Here is a 15,370-nt window from a genome sequence, read left to right as displayed (position 1 = left end):
GTGGGGGACCTGCTGCCACGAGACCTAGCCGAGGCACACACCGATCAGACACAGCGACGCGGGCGACGTCGGGTCGGGCGTTGCCGGGGCCGGCAGCAGGCCGCCCAGCGTGGTGGCCTCGGCTCCCCGGGCCCCCTCCGGGCTCCCGGGCTCCGGGGTGCTCGCATACGGGCCGGTTCCGCCGTCAGCAGGGGCAGGGGCAGGGGCAGGGACCGGAGCGGGGGCCGCGGCCGGGGGAGGGGCCTGGCCAGACGTCCGCTCCGGAGCCTGCGCCGGCGTGGTGCGCTGGACCGTGCTGGGGACGGTACGGCGCTCCGGGTTCGCGTCCTCCTGCCCCGTGACCGAGGCGCCCGGCTGCCGAGGCGGCGTGGCGGTCGACGCCGCGCGGGGCGTTGCCGGACGAGGTTTCGCCTCACCGGCCGTGCCCGTACCGGCCGTTCCCGTGTCCACGACGACCCGACCGGGCGCCGCCGGAGTCACCGGATCCGGCGGCGACGCGGCCTGTGCGTGGCTGTTGGAGGGCCGGTTCGTCTGCAGCGCGGCGACGGTCAGACCACCACCGAAGAGCGCGACGGCCGTCGCGGCCACGGCCCGGCGACGGTGCTTCCTCCAGCGCGCCAGCTGCCGGCGCCGCGCCGCGCGGCCCCGCCCCGTGGCGGAGGCGCCCTCGGGGCCGCCGGGCGGGGACTCCGGAGCGGGGGCCTCCTCGGCGACCGGGACCTCCAGAGTCGTGGCCGTCGAGGTGACCGCTGCGGGATGGCGATGGGTGGGCGGGGCGATGTCGGGGGCGTAGGCACCGCACCCCGGGCACACGAGTGCCCCGTTGAGAATCCGGCGGCATGAGGTGCAGTAGTCCATCCGCGATCTTTCCGTGCTGACTGCGCCGCCAGGGGACGCGGCTTGGGCGGCCGTAACGCTAACCGCGTTCCCTGAAGGCGGTGCGCAGTCCTTGTCATGCTGCTGTGAAGATTCACCGAGGCCCGCGGCATTCTCCTTCTGCGCTTCCGCGGGCCCCGGCTCCGTACCGAGCCGACTCGGGGCGAATCCGGTCAGAGGCGGCGTACCCGTGCAGCTATCCCATGGCCGATCAGAAGGTAGATCGCGGCGGGCAGACCGTAATGCAGGATCACCCGCAGAATCTCGCTCTCCATGGTGAAGATGTCCTGGGACCAGCCGGCGAGCCAGCCCGCCACGTCGTGCACGAAGCCGACGAAGGAGTTCCCCTGGTTCGCCTCCAGGAGATACAGCAGGATCCACAGGCCGAGGAAGGTCGCGGCTACGTCCGCGATCGTGTGGATGACCAACGCGGCGCGGTCGGCTCCGGTGCCGTCCCGGTGGCGCCGGGTATGTCCGTCCGGGCCATAAGGGGCGTACGTGTCGTGCGCGGGGACTGGATCATGGGGACTGTTCATGCCCTGCCTGCTTGCCAGGCCCGAGCACGCGAAACGCCTTCCAAACCTGCGATTCGATATCGATTTTCAGCCACTCGGGCGCCGTGGCCCCGTGGTGGCGGGAAGCGGGGGCGGACTGACCGCCATGCCTCGATCTGGCCTGGTAAGTCCGCGAACCCGTCCCGGCGAGCCGGTGCTGCGGGCTCGCTGCCGGCCCCCCAGTCTGAAGCTCATTTCGGCCAACTCGGGTAACAGGGGCGCCAACCGCACCGCTGACGGCCTGTCAGGTCAGCAGAGCCCACCCGGAGCTTGACCGATGGACGTGCGGGGACGTAATTTCAGCGCACCGACCCGTGAGCGCTGGAAAGGAGGCGAAGTCGGATGTCAATCTTCTCCGACCTGCATCGCCTCGCCCACCAGGCCGCCTGGGTTCCGGGTCGTGTAGCACACGGCTGCTAAGCAGCCCTTTTCCGGTCTGCCCCCACGCGGGCCCGGTATCTTGCCATCCTTTTGGTTTCCTTCACCGCCTGCGGCACGTCGTTACGTGCCGGTTTGCGCGGGTTCTTGAGCTGCGCCACCGAAATAGAAGGCTTTCACATGGCGACTTGGACCATCAGATCGACCGCGCCCGGAAATGAGGACGTGCCATGGTAGCGGCGCGGATCACGGTCAATGGGAAAGAAGCACCGATTTCCCCGGCAGCACCCCACACCACGGTGCTGGATTTCCTGCGCGAGCGCGGTCTCACCGGCACGAAGGAGGGCTGCGCCGAGGGGGAATGCGGTGCCTGTTCCGTCCTGGTGGCCCGTCCCGGGACGGACAAGCCCACCGACTGGGTGGCGGTCAACGCCTGCCTCGTCCCGGTCGCGGCCCTCGACGGTCAGGAGATCGTCACCTCCGAGGGTCTCGCCACCACCGGCGAAGCCGGCGAGCCCGCCGTGCTGCACCCGGTGCAGGAGGAGATGGCGGTCCGCGGCGGTTCCCAGTGCGGTTACTGCACACCGGGCTTCATCTGCAGCATGGCCGCCGAGTACTACCGGCCCGGCCGCTGTGCGCACGCCGAACCGGCCGACACCGACACCGACACCGACACCGAGACCGACACCGACCCCGAGCACGGGCCGAACGGCTTCGACCTGCACGCACTGAGCGGAAACCTGTGCCGCTGCACCGGTTACCGCCCGATCCGCGACGCCGCGTTCGCCGTCGGTGAGCCCGCCGAGGACGACCCGCTGGCCCAGCGCCGCGAGCAGTCCCCGCCCGCACCGGTCGCCACCGCGTACGCCCAGGGCGACAGCACGTTCCTGCGGCCCGGCACCCTGGCCGAAGCGCTGCGGCTGCTGCGCGAGCGGCCCGACGCGGTGGTGGTGGCCGGATCCACCGACTGGGGCGTGGAGGTGAACATCCGCTCCCGCCGGGCGAGTTGCGTGGTCGCCATCGACCGGCTGCCCGAACTGCGGGAGCTGCGCTTCGAAGCCGGCCACATCGAGATCGGGGCGGCGCTGACGCTCACCGAGATCGAACGCCGCCTCGACGGCAGCGTCCCGCTGCTGGCGGAACTGTTCCCGCAGTTCGCCTCCCGGCTCATCCGCAACAGCGCGACCCTCGGCGGCAACCTGGGTACCGGCTCCCCGATCGGCGACAGCCCGCCGGTGCTGCTCGCGCTGGATGCGTCGGTGGTGCTCGCCGACGCCGACGGAGAGCGCGAGGTCCCCCTCTCCGACTACTTCACCGGCTACCGGCAGAGCGTTCGCCGTCCCGATGAGCTGATCCGCGCGGTACGCGTCCCGCTGCCGCTCTCGCCGGTCGTCGCCTTCCACAAGATCGCCAAGCGGCGTTTCGACGACATCTCCAGCGTGGCCGTCGCCTTCGCGCTCGACATCCAGGACGGCGTCGTCCGCACGGCACGCATCGGCCTGGGCGGCGTGGCCGCCACCCCGATCCGCGCCCTCGCCACCGAGGCGGCCCTGGAGGGCGAGCCGTGGGCGGCGGAGACCGTCGAGGCCGCGGCCCAGGTGCTGCGGGCCCAGGGCACGCCGATGGACGATCACCGCGCCAGCGCCGGATATCGCTCCGCGATGCTCGGCCAGAGCCTGCGGAAGCTGTACGCGCAAACCACCGAGGCGGTGTCGTCATGAGCCAGTTGTCCGAGCGTCCCGAAAACCCCGCCGTCGGCGTGTCGATGCCGCACGAGAGCGCCCACCTGCACGTCACCGGCGCCGCGCTCTACACCGACGACCTGGTCCACCGCACCAAGGACGTGCTGCACGCCTACCCGGTCCAGGTCATGAAGGCCCACGGCAGGATCACCGCGCTGCGCACCGAACCCGCACTCGCCGTGCCCGGTGTGGTCCGCGTGCTCACCGGTGCCGACGTGCCCGGCGTCAACGACGCCGGAATGAAGCACGACGAACCGCTCTTCCCCGACGAGGTCATGTTCCACGGCCACGCCGTGGCCTGGGTGCTCGGCGAAACCCTGGAGGCGGCCCGGCTCGGTGCGGCGGCCGTCGAGGTGGAGCTCGACGAACTGCCCTCCATCGTCACGCTGCGGGACGCCATCGAGGCGGGCAGCTTCCACGGCGCCCGGCCCATGATGGTGACGGGCGACGTGGACGCCGGCTTCGCCGACTCCGCGCACGTCTTCACCGGCGAGTTCCAGTTCTCCGAGCAGGAGCACTTCTACCTCGAGACGCACGCGGCGCTCGCCCATGTCGACGAGGCCGGGCAGATGGTCGTCCAGAGCAGCACCCAGCACCCGTCCGAGACGCAGGAGATCGTCGCGCACGTCCTCGGCCTGCACAGCCACGAGGTGACCGTGCAGTGCCTGCGCATGGGCGGCGGCTTCGGCGGCAAGGAGATGCAGCCGCACGGCTTCGCGGCCGTCGCCGCGCTCGGCGCCAAGCTGACCGGCCGCCCGGTGCGGCTGCGGCTCAACCGCACCCAGGACCTGACCATGTCCGGCAAGCGGCACGGGTTCCACGCCACGTGGCGGATCGGCTTCGACGCCGACGGCCGCATCCAGGCCCTGGACGCCACCCTGACCGCGGACGGCGGCTGGAGCCTGGACCTGTCCGAGCCGGTGGTGGCCCGCGCGCTGTGCCACATCGACAACACGTACTGGATCCCCAACGCCCGCGTCGCCGGTCGCATCGCCAAGACCAACAAGGTCTCCAACACCGCCTTCCGCGGCTTCGGCGGCCCCCAGGGCATGCTGGTGATCGAGGACATCATGGGCCGGTGCGCGCCGCTGCTCGGCCTGGACCCGACGGAGCTGCGCGAGCGCAACTTCTACCGGCCGGGGCAGGGCCAGACGACGCCGTACGGACAGCCGGTCACCCGCCCCGAACGGATCTCCGCCGTCTGGCGGCAGGTGAAGGAGAACGCCGGTATCGCCGACCGCCGGCGCGAGATCGCGGCCTTCAACGCCGCGCACCCGCACACCAAGCGGGCGCTCGCGATCACCGGCCTGAAGTTCGGCATCTCGTTCAACCTGACCGCCTTCAACCAGGGCGGCGCGCTGGTGCTGATCTACAAGGACGGCTCCGTCCTGATCAACCACGGCGGCACCGAGATGGGCCAGGGCCTGCACACCAAGATGCTGCAGGTCGCCGCGACCTCGCTCGGCATCCCGCTGCACAAGGTGCGGCTGGCACCCACCCGTACCGACAAGGTGCCCAACACCTCCGCCACCGCCGCCAGCGCCGGAGCGGACCTCAACGGCGCGGCGGTGAAGAACGCCTGCGAGCAGCTGCGCGAGCGCCTGCTCCAGGTGGCCGCCACCCAGCTGGGGGCGAACGCCTCGGACGTACGCATCGTCCAGGGCGTCGCACGGGCGCTCGGCAGCGACAAGGAGTTGGCCTGGGACGACCTGGTGCGCACCGCGTACTTCCAGCGCGTCCAGCTGTCGGCGGCCGGCTTCTACCGGACCGAGGGCCTGCACTGGGACGCCAAGACCTTCCGGGGCTCGCCGTTCAAGTACTTCGCCCACGGCGCCGCCGCGACCGAGGTGGAGGTGGACGGCTTCACCGGCGCGTACCGCATCCGGCGGGTGGACATCGTGCACGACGTGGGCGACAGCCTCTCTCCGATGATCGACATCGGCCAGGTCGAGGGCGGTTTCGTGCAGGGCGCGGGCTGGCTGACGCTCGAGGACATGCGCTGGGACACCGGCGACGGACCGAACCGCGGGCGGCTGCTGACGCAGGCGGCGAGCACGTACAAGCTGCCGAGCTTCTCGGAGATGCCCGAGGAGTTCCACGTCACGCTGCTCGAGAACGCCACCGAAGAGGGCGCGGTGTACGGGTCCAAGGCGGTGGGGGAGCCCCCGCTCATGCTGGCCTTCTCGGTGCGTGAGGCGTTGCGGCAGGCCGCCGCGGCGTTCGGGCCCGACGGGGTCAGCGTGGAACTGGCCTCCCCGGCGACACCGGAGGCCGTGTACTGGGCGATCGAAGCGGCCCGCGGTGGCGGCAAGGGCGGCGAGGCCCCGGCCCACGCGACCGCTCTCAGCAATGCCTGACATGACCTGGGTGTCCGCGGTCGCGCGGTTGCGAGCCCGCCGGGAGTCCGGCGTGCTCGTGACCGTCGCGACCGTGCGCGGCCACGCACCCCGCAAGGCCGGCGCCAAACTCGTCGTGGGACGGACCGACACCTGGGGTTCGATCGGCGGCGGCAACATCGAGGCGGTCGCGATCGACCGGGCCCGCGAGCTGATCGCCACGCCCGACGCGGAGCCGGAGCTCATGGAGTTCGCCCTCAACGACAAGGTGACCAGCCGGCACGGCGTGCAGTGCTGCGGCGGCGCCGTCACCGTCCTGCTCGAACCGCTGCCGGTGGTCCCCGCGGTGGCGGTCTTCGGCGTCGGGCACGTCGGGCTGGAGCTGGCCCGCATCCTGGCGCGCCACGACCTCGACCTGCACCTGGTGGACACCCGCTCCGGCATGCTCACCGACGAACGGCTCGGCGTGCTCGCGGACGCGGTGGCGCAGGTCCACGTGCACCACACACCGCTGCTACCGGAGGAGGTGCTCGGCGAGCTGGCGCCCGGCACCCACGTCCTGATCATGACGCACGATCACGCCGAGGACGCGGCGCTGTGCGACGCCGCCCTGCGTACCACCGGTCTCGGCTCGATCGGACTGATCGGCTCGGCCGCCAAGTGGACGCGGTTCCGGCACCGTCTGGCCACCGAGGGCGGCCACGACGCCGCCACCATCGACCGGATCAGAACCCCGATCGGCATCACCGGGATCACCGGCAAGGAACCCGCCACGATCGCGGTGAGCGTCGCGGCCGACCTGCTCCTGACCTTCGAGCGGGAACACCGCCGACCGGCGCGGTAGCCCTTGCGATCGGCCATCGGGCCCGTGAACACGACGAATGGGCCGCCGACCCGCGGAGAGGGGCCGGCGGCCAGGAGGTCAGGGGGCAGGGGCCAGGAGGTCAGGAGACGGAGGCGGTTTCCGGGTCGAGGCCTCGGGTGGTGATCAGATGGGCCGTGCCGTCGGCGAGCCGGTAGGACAGGCCCACGACGGCGGCCCGGCCGCCCGCGACGGCCTCGGCCAGGACCTTGGAGCGGTCCAGCAGCAGATCGACGGTGTGCCGGATGTGCCCGGTGATGAAGTCCGCGTCCTCGGTGTGCCCGGCGGCGCGGGCAGCCAGCACGCTGGGAGTCACCCTCTCGATCACGTCCCGCACGTACCCGCCGACGGCCGTGCCCTCCTCGACGGCCGCGCGGGTGGCCGCGACCGCGCCGCAGGCGTCATGGCCGAGGACCACGACCAAGGGGCTGCCGAGCACGCTGACCGCGTACTCGATGCTCCCCAGCACTTCGGATCCGACCACGTGACCGGCGGTCCGTACGACGAAGAGATCGCCGAGTCCGCGGTCGAAGACGATCTCGGCGGCCAGCCGGGAGTCTGAGCAGCCGAACAGCACGGCGAACGGGTACTGGGCCGGCGCGGTCTCGGCCCGGCGGGCGGCGTCCTGGTTGGGATGCTCCGGCGAACCAGCGACGAATCGCTTGTTGCCGGCCAGCAGCACCTCGAAGGCTTCACGGGGCGTCAACGTCTGGGCAGGAGTCATGGGACCAGATTACGGCCCTGACCTCGCGGGAAGCCGCAGCGGGGCCCGCTGATGTCCGGATGATCCGCGAGTATCCCGGACCGTGTCCCCCCACCGTGGCCGGCACATGTCACCGCGCGGTCTCACCGGTGAACGACTCGTCGGCGCCACCGCGCCCGGCCGGCGCGGGCAGCCCCTCCAGCAGGTGGCCCAAGGCGCCCCCGACGAGACGGCACACGTCGTCGGCGTCGGCGTCGGCCAGGGGCTGCCTGCCGACCACCACCCGCATCAGGCCGATGCCCAGGAGCCACGACAGCGCGAGATCGGCGCGAAGCCCCCGGTCGTCCGCGGTGCTGAGGGTGGCCAGGGCGCGGGCGTACTCGTCACCCAGCGCGGTCACCACCGCCCCCACCTCGTCGTCGCCGCCCACCGAACGCAGCAGGGTCTCCAGCGACCGGTCCGTCCCCGCGTGCCCGCCCTCGGAGGTGGGATGCAGCAGGCTCCGCAACACGACCTCGACCAACCGCTCCGGCGGCGTGCTGCGCAGCTGCTCGTGCCCGCCCTGCGTGACCACCTCACCGAAGAGGGCCTGCTTCGAGCCGAAATGGCGGAACAGCAGCGCCTGATTGACCCCCGCGCGGGCGGCGATGTCCCGTACCGTCGCCCGGTCGTAACCCCGCTCGGCGAACAGGGCCGACGCGGCCGTGAGCAACCGTTCCCGGGTCGTCGTGCCCGTCTGCGCAGGCTCCGCCCCCGCCCCGTCGACCGCCGGCCGGGCCTCCGCCGCAGGCTTACCCACCGCCTCCCCCACAGCCTTCGCAACCGCCATTTTCCGCCACCCCTCCCTCGTCCGGCGCATCGTCCAAGGCCCCTCGCCCCGGGCGCCGTTGACTGTCCAACCGCCCCACCATAGGTTCGTAAGCAGCTGCTTACACCAGGGAGGTCACCCCCGATGACGACCACTGACGAGCAGGCCCCGCTCGTCTACCCGTTCAACGAACCCGAAGGGCTCGGCCTGGCCGAGGCGTACACCGAGGCGCTCGAACGCCCCGGCCTGTTACGCGTACGGATGGCTTACGGCGAGCCCGCCTGGCTGGCCACCCGGTACGCCGACGCCCGCCTGGTCCTCGGAGACCGGCGCTTCAGCCGGGCGGACGCACTGCAGCACGACGAGCCCCGCCAGTCCCAGGGGCGGCAGGACGCCGGCATCCTCAGCATGGACCCGCCCGAGCACACCCGGCTGCGCACGCTGGTGGCGAAGGCCTTCACGGTCCACCAGGTGGAGAAGCTGCGCCCGCAGGTACGGGACCTGGCGCACGGTTTCCTCGACGAGATGGAGGCCGCCGGACCGCCCGCCGACCTCGTCGAGTCGTACGCGCTGCCCATCCCGGTCGCCGTGATCTGCCGGATGCTGGGCGTCCCGGAGGAGGACCGGCCCAAGTTCCGGGTGTGGAGCGACGCGGCCCTGTCCACGAGCTCGCTGACCGCCGAGGAGTTCCTGCGCCACCGCGAGGACCTGCGCGCCTACATGGCCGCGTTGATCGAGGACCACCGCGTCAGGCCCCGCCCCGACCTGATGACGGGGCTGATCGAGGCCCGCGACACCGGGGACCGGCTCACCGAGCTGGAACTGGTCGACCTGTGCGTCGGCATCCTCGTGGCCGGCCACGAGACCACGGCCAGCCAGATCCCGAACTTCCTCTACGCGCTCCTCGAACACCCCGACCAGCTCCAGCTGCTCCGCGAGCGGCCGGAGCTCATCGCGGGCGCGGTCGAGGAACTGCTGCGCTTCGTCCCCCTCGGCAGCGCGGCGGCGTTCCCCCGCTACGCCAAGGAGGACATCGAGGTGGGCGGCACCCTGGTACGCGCGGGGGAGCCGGTGCTGGTGGCGGTCGGCGCGGCCAACCGCGACGCGCTCAAGTTCGACGCGCCGGGCCGGCTGGACGTCACCCGCACCGGGGTGCAGCACCTCGGCTTCGGCCACGGCGTCCACCACTGCCTGGGCGCGCCGCTGGCCCGCCTCGAACTCCAGGAGGCGCTCCAGGCGCTGATCACCCGCTTCCCCCGGATCCACCTCGCGGGTGATGTCGCCTGGAAGAACGAGATGCTGGTCCGCGGGCCGCGCGTGATGCCGGTGGGGTGGTGACCGCGGTGACCTGGACCCTGGAGGTGGCCCAGGACCAGTGCATGGGTTCCGGCATGTGCGCGGGCCTGGCCCCGGACCTGTTCCGCCTGGAGGGCGAGCGGGCGGAGCCGGTCTGCGAGGAGCTCCTCGCTCCCGACGAACGCGCCCTGGACGCGGCCGACTCCTGCCCGGCGCTGGCCATCGTCGTGCGCGAGGGCCACCGCACCGTCGGCCCGCGCCCCTGACACACGCGCCGCGTCCCGGTCGCCCGGCCCCGGTCCCAGTCCCGGGCGGGCGACCGGAACCGGTCGGAACCGGTCGGAACCGGTCGGGACCGGTCGGTGCCGAGCGGGTCCGGCCCGGGCCGAGCGGGATCAGTCGAGTCCCTGTGAGGGAGCCGTAGACGGCCCTCCCGCCCGCCTCGGGGGGCGTCCGGATGTGACACAAGCTCGTCATTGCGGCCGTACCGGCCTGGCGCCGACGATGTGGACATGTCCAAGATCAGTCACCGCGTCGTGATCGCGGTCTTCCCCGACGTCGACCTCCTCGACGTCACCGGGCCGGCCGAGGTCTTCACGCTGGCCAACCGGGAGTCGCGCGGCCGCGCCCGCTACCAAGTGCGCCTGGCCGGGCCCGGCCAGGCCGGGGAGGCGGTCGCCACTGCGGCGGGCGTACGCCTCGTCACCGACATCGGCTTCGCCGACGTCGGCGCCGCGGTGGACACGCTCCTCGTCCCCGGCGCGGTCGAGGCGCACGCCGACGGCCCCCGGCCCCGGATCGACCGCCACGTCGTGGACTGGATCAGGGACACCGCTCCCCACGCGCGGCGGATCGCCTCCGTGTGCGTGGGTGCGCACCTGCTGGCGGCGGCCGGCCTGCTGGACGGCAAGGCCGCGACCACCCACTGGTCCACGGCCGACCGGCTCGCCGCCGACCACCCCCGGGTCACCGTCGACCCCGACCCGATCTTCATCCGCTCCGGCCGGGTGTGGACCGGGGCGGGCATCAGCGCCTGCCTGGACCTGGCGCTCGCCCTGGTCGCGGAGGACCACGGCGAGGACCTCGCGCTCGCGGTCGCCCGGCACCTGGTGGTGTACCTCAAACGACAGGGCGGCCAGAGCCAGTTCAGCGTTCCGATCAGCCGGCCGCCGGCGTCCCGCAGGGACATCGACGAGCTGCGCCTGTACGTCGCCGACCACCTCACCGCGGACCTGTCGGCGGCCGCGCTGGCGGCCCGCATGTGCCTGAGCGAGCGTCACTTCGCCCGCGTCTTCACCCAGGAGACCGGGACGACCCCCGCCGCGTACGTCGAGGCCCTGCGGGCGGAGGCCGCCCGCCGCCTGCTGGAAACCACCGACCAGCCCCTGGAGGAGATCGCCCGGGCCACCGGGCTCCGCTCGGTGGAGACCCTCCACCGCGCCTTCCGGCGGCAGATCGCCACGAGCCCCGCCGCGTACCGGCGCCGGTTCCGTACGACCACGGCCTGACGGGCCGACAGCCCGGCCCGGATCAGTACCGGCCCGGCTTCACCCCCCTTCGAGAGGAAGACCACCATGCCCACGCCCACGCCCGTGTCCGCGACACTGCGCGACGTGATCGGTCTGCACAACGAGCTGCCGAACCTCGCCGACGCCACCCTCGTCTTGATCGACTTCCAGAACACCTACCGCACCGGCGTCATGGCCCTGGAGGGAGCCGAGGAGGCCCTGGCCGCCGCCGCGCGGCTGCTGTCCGCCGCCCGGGCGCAGGGCGCGCGCGTGGTGCACGTCGTCAACGACGGCGGCGAGGGCACCCCGTACGACATCCGCGCCGAGATCGGCGCCATCAGCCCCGAAGTCGCCCCGGTCGAGGGGGAGCCGGTGGTGGTCAAGCGGGTCCCGAACGCCTTCCACGACACCGAGCTGGAGAAGACGCTGGGCGAGCTCGGCGCGGGTCCGGAACTGGTGCTGGCCGGATTCATGACCCACATGTGCGTCACCTTCACCGCACAGGGCGCCTTCAACCTCGGCTACCGTCCCACCGTCGTCGCCGAGGCCACCGCCACCCGCGCGTTGCCCGCCCCAGACGGCACCGCCCTGCCCGCCGAGGCCCTCCACAACGCCGCCCTGGCCACCATCGCCGACCTGTTCGGCCCGATAGCGCGCCGGGTGCGGGACCTCACGGCGTGACGGCTGGGGGAGGGCCCGGAGGGGGGCGAAGGCCTTTCGGGTGAACAACGGCAGGGGGCACAGGGCTCGGCCGCGGCCGACGGGGATACGGACCCTGTGCCTTCCGCCCCTCTCGGGCGACGCCGCGACACGAAGGAACCCGCCATGACCGTGCCCTCCACCATCGACCACCACGCCAGGGGCTACAGCGTTCAGCTCGCCTACTGGATGGCCCAGGCCGCCGACCTGGCGTACAAGGACGAGGCGACCATCGCACGCAAGGCCCGCGAGTGGGGCTTCGACGAGGTACGCCACCACCACACCCGGTTCACGCCGCCGTTCCCCCTCCAGGACACCCAGGCGTACACGATGGCCAGCGACCACATGATCATCACCGGGTTCCGGGGCACCGAGCCCGCGCAGATCCGCGACTGGCTCTCCGACGCCACCACCCCGCCCTGGCCCGGCCCCGCAGGCACCGGCTACATCCACTACGGCTTCGGCGAGGCCCTCGACTCCGTCTTCCCCGCCGTCAGGGACGCCCTCGCCGAACTCCGCGACGGCGACCAGACCGTCTGGTTCACCGGACACAGCCTCGGCGGCGCCCTCGCGATGCTCGCCGGCTGCCGCATGTACCTGGATGAGCCACGCCTCCAGGCCGACGGCATCTACACCTACGGCCAGCCCCGCACCTGCGACCGGCTGCTCGCAGCCGCCTGCAACAAGGGCTTCAAGGACCGGCTGCACCGCTTCGTCAACAACAACGACATCGTCCCGCAGCTCCCCCCGGAGCCCGCGTACACCCATGTCGACACGCTGCGCTACATCGACTCCCACGGCAGGATCCGCACCTCCATGCCGGTGCTCGGCATCCTGACCGACCGCGTCAAGGGCGCGACCGCCGACCTCCTCGCACCGGCGAGCGACGGAGTTCGGGACCACCTCATGCACCGGTACGTCTCCGCCCTGGAGAAGAACCTGAACTGACCGCCGCTCCGCCACCAGGCCGGCGGGGGAGATCTCACCGCACGGCCGCCGACCCGGCCCCCAGGGCCGTTCGGACGCCCGGGTGGCGGCCTCGCGGCCGGCGTCGTAGACCTGGGTGCATGGGCGAGGAGAAGACGTCGTGGCACCCCGGCGAGATCGTGCCGGCCAGCGGGATCTACGAGTGCGACTGCGGCGGCGAGCACCACTGGAGTACGGACGTGAAGGGCCACCGCTTCCCGCCGCTGCCGACCGGCTGCTTGGGCGAGTACTGGACGCTGAAGACCCAGGCGCACCCTGAGGACCAGCTCGGCTGACCCGCAGCGGCGGGCCGCCGGCCCCTGTCACGACGAGCGGGCGGCGCCGATCTGGTGATCGACCGCGTCCCGCCAGTACTCGGCGACGGTCGGCGCCGAGCCGCCACCCGCTCCCCGCACGGGCGCGCCGAGGTCGGCTGCCGGGGCGGGGCGGGCGTCCGCCAGAACGGCGTGCTCGTCGCTCGCGTCGTGCCACGACGCGGTGGCGAAGACGTACTTCCCGCCGATGGCCAGGCGTGGTTTGTCCGCGGGCTGTGTCAGCGTGATCGTGCCGCGCACCCCGCCCTTGAAGACGTGCCCGACGCGCACCTCGTACAGGTCCGAGGGGATCTCGGCGATGGTACGCCGCCCGGCGTGGCGGACGACGGTGGCGTGGAAGACGTCGTCGGCGCTGCCGGCGACCCTCCGGGCGCTTTCGGGGGCGTGGACGGTGACGGTCTCGCTCCGCGCGGAGGGAGCGGTGACGTGCCGGTGGGTGACGTAGCCGGCGGCGGCCAGAATCGCGAGGGCGGCTGCGGCGAGGGCGGCGGCGACATGCTTGTTCATGGTCTTCCCAACGGGGAGGCGGCGGTGTGCTTCATCACGCCGATTCGTAGAAGGGCGGGCTTCCGCACCGCAGCACAACGGCCCGCGTATCACCCGCTCGCGCGTACAAGTCGTATCGGAGAGATGGCCGCCGACACGCTTCGGAAGGCGGTGTACGTACAGACGTACGCGACACGCTGTCGTACGCGACAGGGGCCGTCCGCGCTCAAGAGCGGGCAACGGCCGGCCGATGAGGCCGGTATGACGACGCGTGGTCTGTTCACCGCACACGGTTACCTGTCCCGCCGCCTGCTCGTGGCAGCAGCCGCCCTGTTCGCCGTCTCGTACGGCGCTGCCCCGCCGGCCGCGGCCCCTGCCCCGGCTTCGGCTTCGGCCGCGGGCGCGCTTGCCCGGACGGGGTCTCCCCGCCTTGCGGCGGCCGTGGGCGACGACGAGGAGGGCCTGCGGTCCTTGTTCGGTTCGGAGAACCGCGTGATCCGCACCTGCGAGAGGGCCGTCGCGGTGACGTTCAACGCGGCGTGGAACGACGCCGGCCTGGACCGCGTCCTCGACGACCTGGCCCGCCGCCGGACGCCTGCCGCGTTCTTCCTCACGGGCGAGTTCGCCGACCGCAACCCCCAGGTGGTCCGGCGGATCGCGGCCGCCGGGCATGGCCTGGGCAACCACTCCTACAGCCACCCCTACTTCAAGGACCTGACGGTGGCCGGCAGAGTCCGCGAGGTCCTCGCGGCGGACCGGGCCCTGCGCGCGGCCGGCGCGGGAGCGGCCCGCACGCCGTTCTTCCGCTTCCCCTACAGCGAGACCAGCCCCGCTCACATCGAGGAGGTCAACGCACTCGGGCTCGCGGACGTGGAGTTCACCACCGACACCAACGGATGGAAGGGCACCGAGGGCGGCATGACCGTGGACCGCGCGGTGCGCAGAGCGCTGGACGCCCTGCGCCCGGGAGCCATCCTGCAGATGCACGTCGGCGCCCGCGACGGCGGCGGCGAGGTGATCGACGCCCAGGCCCTGCCGCTCATCCTCGACGCGTTCAACGCCCGGGGATACCGCGTCATCGACCTCCGTACCGTTCTCCGCGGAGGCGGCGGCGCACAGCGCGCGCCGGGGGGCGGCTGCCACGGCGGCCGGTGAGCAAAGTGGCTGGTCCCGCGGTGGATTCCGCCAGGCAGGGGACGGCATAGCATGCTCGGCGGCGCGCCGGCGCGATCGCCGCCGCGCCGACCGTCGAGACCGTACAGAACGGGGGATTCCCTGCAGTCCGGCCTGCCGCATGGTCAGCAGGGCGCCGCACCGATGCCGCGCCAGCCGCCGTCCCACGAGGTGCCGCCCGCCGAGGCGGAGACGCGGCGGCTGATGAGCCGCATACAGAACACCACCCGGTTGCTCGTTCTGACGCTCTTCGCCGGGGTCCCGTTCACCGCCGGTGGGCTGCACTTCGGTCTCACCCAGCGACCGTCCGGGTTCGTCGCGGCGCTGGGCGGGCTGCTCGCCCTCGCCATCGGAGGCGGTGCCTTCCTCCGGGTGTCGCGTCTGCGGCGAAGCCTGCGCGAGCTCACCCCCGACGCGTGGCGCTCGCCCGTCGCCTACCTGGCGAGCGCGCGCAGCGCCGCCACGCTCGCGGCCTACCTCAACGGGCTGCTGGTGCTCCTCGTGCTCGGCGGCCGGCCGACTGCTGTTCGAGGGCGTCGGCTGGGGCGCGAACGGCAACTCCCGGTTGTCGGCGGTGCGGTCGTGCTGATCGCCCTCGGTGCGGTGAAGCTGCTTGGGGAAGGCGGAGCTCGGCATGCGGGGCGGCCC

Annotated in this window: 15 protein-coding genes; 10 read left to right on the top strand and 5 right to left on the bottom strand. The window is 72.5% G+C overall.

All coding sequences use genetic code 11. From position 1 onward, the window contains the following. Positions 1 to 24: 24 nt before the first annotated feature. Positions 25 to 858, bottom strand: coding sequence for an SCO2400 family protein (locus ACZ42X_RS00460; RefSeq protein ID WP_468282432.1), 834 nt, complete (start codon positions 856 to 858; stop codon positions 25 to 27). 191 nt (positions 859 to 1,049) lie between these two features. Further along, positions 1,050 to 1,412, bottom strand: a complete 363-nt coding sequence (locus ACZ42X_RS00455) for a hypothetical protein (RefSeq protein ID WP_468282429.1) — start codon at positions 1,410 to 1,412, stop codon at positions 1,050 to 1,052. A 626-nt stretch (positions 1,413 to 2,038) separates the two neighbouring features. On the opposite strand from ACZ42X_RS00455, the gene ACZ42X_RS00450 reads away from it, so the two are divergent. The 3 genes from ACZ42X_RS00450 to xdhC are packed head-to-tail and all read left to right on the top strand — an operon-like array spanning position 2,039 to position 6,730. Then, entirely contained in the window at positions 2,039 to 3,529 is a 1,491-nt protein-coding gene (locus ACZ42X_RS00450) for a xanthine dehydrogenase small subunit (RefSeq protein WP_468282426.1), read from the top strand. Beyond that, complete coding sequence (gene xdhB / locus ACZ42X_RS00445; RefSeq protein WP_468282423.1) at positions 3,526 to 5,907, top strand: xanthine dehydrogenase molybdopterin binding subunit; 2,382 nt, start codon at positions 3,526 to 3,528, stop codon at positions 5,905 to 5,907. The genes ACZ42X_RS00450 and xdhB overlap by 4 nt, the downstream gene beginning before the upstream one ends. A 1-nt stretch (position 5,908) precedes the next feature. Then, on the top strand, positions 5,909 to 6,730 hold the full coding sequence (gene xdhC / locus ACZ42X_RS00440; RefSeq protein WP_468282420.1) for a xanthine dehydrogenase accessory protein XdhC: 822 nt from the start codon (positions 5,909 to 5,911) through the stop codon (positions 6,728 to 6,730). Positions 6,731 to 6,830: 100 nt separating this feature from the next. Here xdhC and ACZ42X_RS00435 read toward each other — a convergent pair whose 3' ends face one another. Continuing rightward, positions 6,831 to 7,472, bottom strand: coding sequence for a carbonic anhydrase (locus ACZ42X_RS00435; protein ID WP_468282417.1), 642 nt, complete (start codon positions 7,470 to 7,472; stop codon positions 6,831 to 6,833). 109 nt (positions 7,473 to 7,581) lie between these two features. Next, a complete protein-coding gene (locus ACZ42X_RS00430; RefSeq protein WP_468282414.1) occupies positions 7,582 to 8,250 on the bottom strand; it encodes a TetR/AcrR family transcriptional regulator in 669 nt (222 codons plus the stop codon). 153 nt (positions 8,251 to 8,403) lie between these two features. On the opposite strand from ACZ42X_RS00430, the gene ACZ42X_RS00425 reads away from it, so the two are divergent. From ACZ42X_RS00425 to ACZ42X_RS00400, 6 genes are all read left to right on the top strand, one after another. Beyond that, positions 8,404 to 9,597, top strand: coding sequence for a cytochrome P450 (locus ACZ42X_RS00425; protein WP_468282411.1), 1,194 nt, complete (start codon positions 8,404 to 8,406; stop codon positions 9,595 to 9,597). Continuing rightward, the gene (locus ACZ42X_RS00420) at positions 9,594 to 9,821 is read left to right on the top strand and encodes a ferredoxin (protein ID WP_468282408.1); all 228 of its coding nucleotides are present in this window, start codon (positions 9,594 to 9,596) and stop codon (positions 9,819 to 9,821) included. The genes ACZ42X_RS00425 and ACZ42X_RS00420 overlap by 4 nt, the downstream gene beginning before the upstream one ends. 246 nt (positions 9,822 to 10,067) lie before the next feature. Then, positions 10,068 to 11,063, top strand: coding sequence for a GlxA family transcriptional regulator (locus tag ACZ42X_RS00415; RefSeq protein WP_468282405.1), 996 nt, complete (start codon positions 10,068 to 10,070; stop codon positions 11,061 to 11,063). A gap of 66 nt (positions 11,064 to 11,129) precedes the next feature. Continuing rightward, positions 11,130 to 11,744, top strand: a complete 615-nt coding sequence (locus ACZ42X_RS00410; protein WP_468282402.1) for an isochorismatase family protein — start codon at positions 11,130 to 11,132, stop codon at positions 11,742 to 11,744. A gap of 144 nt (positions 11,745 to 11,888) precedes the next feature. After that, on the top strand, positions 11,889 to 12,710 hold the full coding sequence (locus ACZ42X_RS00405; protein ID WP_468282398.1) for a lipase family protein: 822 nt from the start codon (positions 11,889 to 11,891) through the stop codon (positions 12,708 to 12,710). A gap of 119 nt (positions 12,711 to 12,829) precedes the next feature. Further along, entirely contained in the window at positions 12,830 to 13,024 is a 195-nt protein-coding gene (locus ACZ42X_RS00400; RefSeq protein ID WP_468282395.1) for a hypothetical protein, read from the top strand. 27 nt (positions 13,025 to 13,051) lie between these two features. Here ACZ42X_RS00400 and ACZ42X_RS00395 read toward each other — a convergent pair whose 3' ends face one another. Further along, positions 13,052 to 13,570, bottom strand: coding sequence for a hypothetical protein (locus ACZ42X_RS00395; RefSeq protein ID WP_468282393.1), 519 nt, complete (start codon positions 13,568 to 13,570; stop codon positions 13,052 to 13,054). A gap of 240 nt (positions 13,571 to 13,810) precedes the next feature. Between ACZ42X_RS00395 and ACZ42X_RS00390 the strand changes: the two genes are divergently transcribed. Further along, positions 13,811 to 14,704: a polysaccharide deacetylase family protein gene (locus tag ACZ42X_RS00390; RefSeq protein WP_468282390.1), complete on the top strand. Its 894-nt coding sequence runs from the start codon at positions 13,811 to 13,813 to the stop codon at positions 14,702 to 14,704. Positions 14,705 to 15,370: the final 666 nt, after the last annotated feature.

The organism is Streptomyces sp. NPDC030862 (assembly GCF_055571835.1).
This window is presented reverse-complemented; position numbering and strand designations above follow the sequence as displayed.

Bases quoted from the DNA above. Each gene is read 5' to 3' on its own strand.
- ACZ42X_RS00435 (WP_468282417.1), bottom strand. From the start codon at position 7,472: ATGACTCCTGCCCAGACGTTGACGCCCCGTGAAGCCTTCGAGGTGCTG.
- ACZ42X_RS00455 (WP_468282429.1), bottom strand. From the start codon at position 1,412: ATGAACAGTCCCCATGATCCAGTCCCCGCGCACGACACGTACGCCCCT.
- xdhC (WP_468282420.1), top strand. From the start codon at position 5,909: ATGACCTGGGTGTCCGCGGTCGCGCGGTTGCGAGCCCGCCGGGAGTCC.
- ACZ42X_RS00400 (WP_468282395.1), top strand. From the start codon at position 12,830: ATGGGCGAGGAGAAGACGTCGTGGCACCCCGGCGAGATCGTGCCGGCC.
- ACZ42X_RS00410 (WP_468282402.1), top strand. From the start codon at position 11,130: ATGCCCACGCCCACGCCCGTGTCCGCGACACTGCGCGACGTGATCGGT.
- ACZ42X_RS00460 (WP_468282432.1), bottom strand. From the start codon at position 858: ATGGACTACTGCACCTCATGCCGCCGGATTCTCAACGGGGCACTCGTG.
- ACZ42X_RS00425 (WP_468282411.1), top strand. From the start codon at position 8,404: ATGACGACCACTGACGAGCAGGCCCCGCTCGTCTACCCGTTCAACGAA.
- ACZ42X_RS00390 (WP_468282390.1), top strand. From the start codon at position 13,811: ATGACGACGCGTGGTCTGTTCACCGCACACGGTTACCTGTCCCGCCGC.
- ACZ42X_RS00415 (WP_468282405.1), top strand. From the start codon at position 10,068: ATGTCCAAGATCAGTCACCGCGTCGTGATCGCGGTCTTCCCCGACGTC.
- ACZ42X_RS00395 (WP_468282393.1), bottom strand. From the start codon at position 13,570: ATGAACAAGCATGTCGCCGCCGCCCTCGCCGCAGCCGCCCTCGCGATT.
- xdhB (WP_468282423.1), top strand. From the start codon at position 3,526: ATGAGCCAGTTGTCCGAGCGTCCCGAAAACCCCGCCGTCGGCGTGTCG.
- ACZ42X_RS00405 (WP_468282398.1), top strand. From the start codon at position 11,889: ATGACCGTGCCCTCCACCATCGACCACCACGCCAGGGGCTACAGCGTT.
- ACZ42X_RS00450 (WP_468282426.1), top strand. From the start codon at position 2,039: ATGGTAGCGGCGCGGATCACGGTCAATGGGAAAGAAGCACCGATTTCC.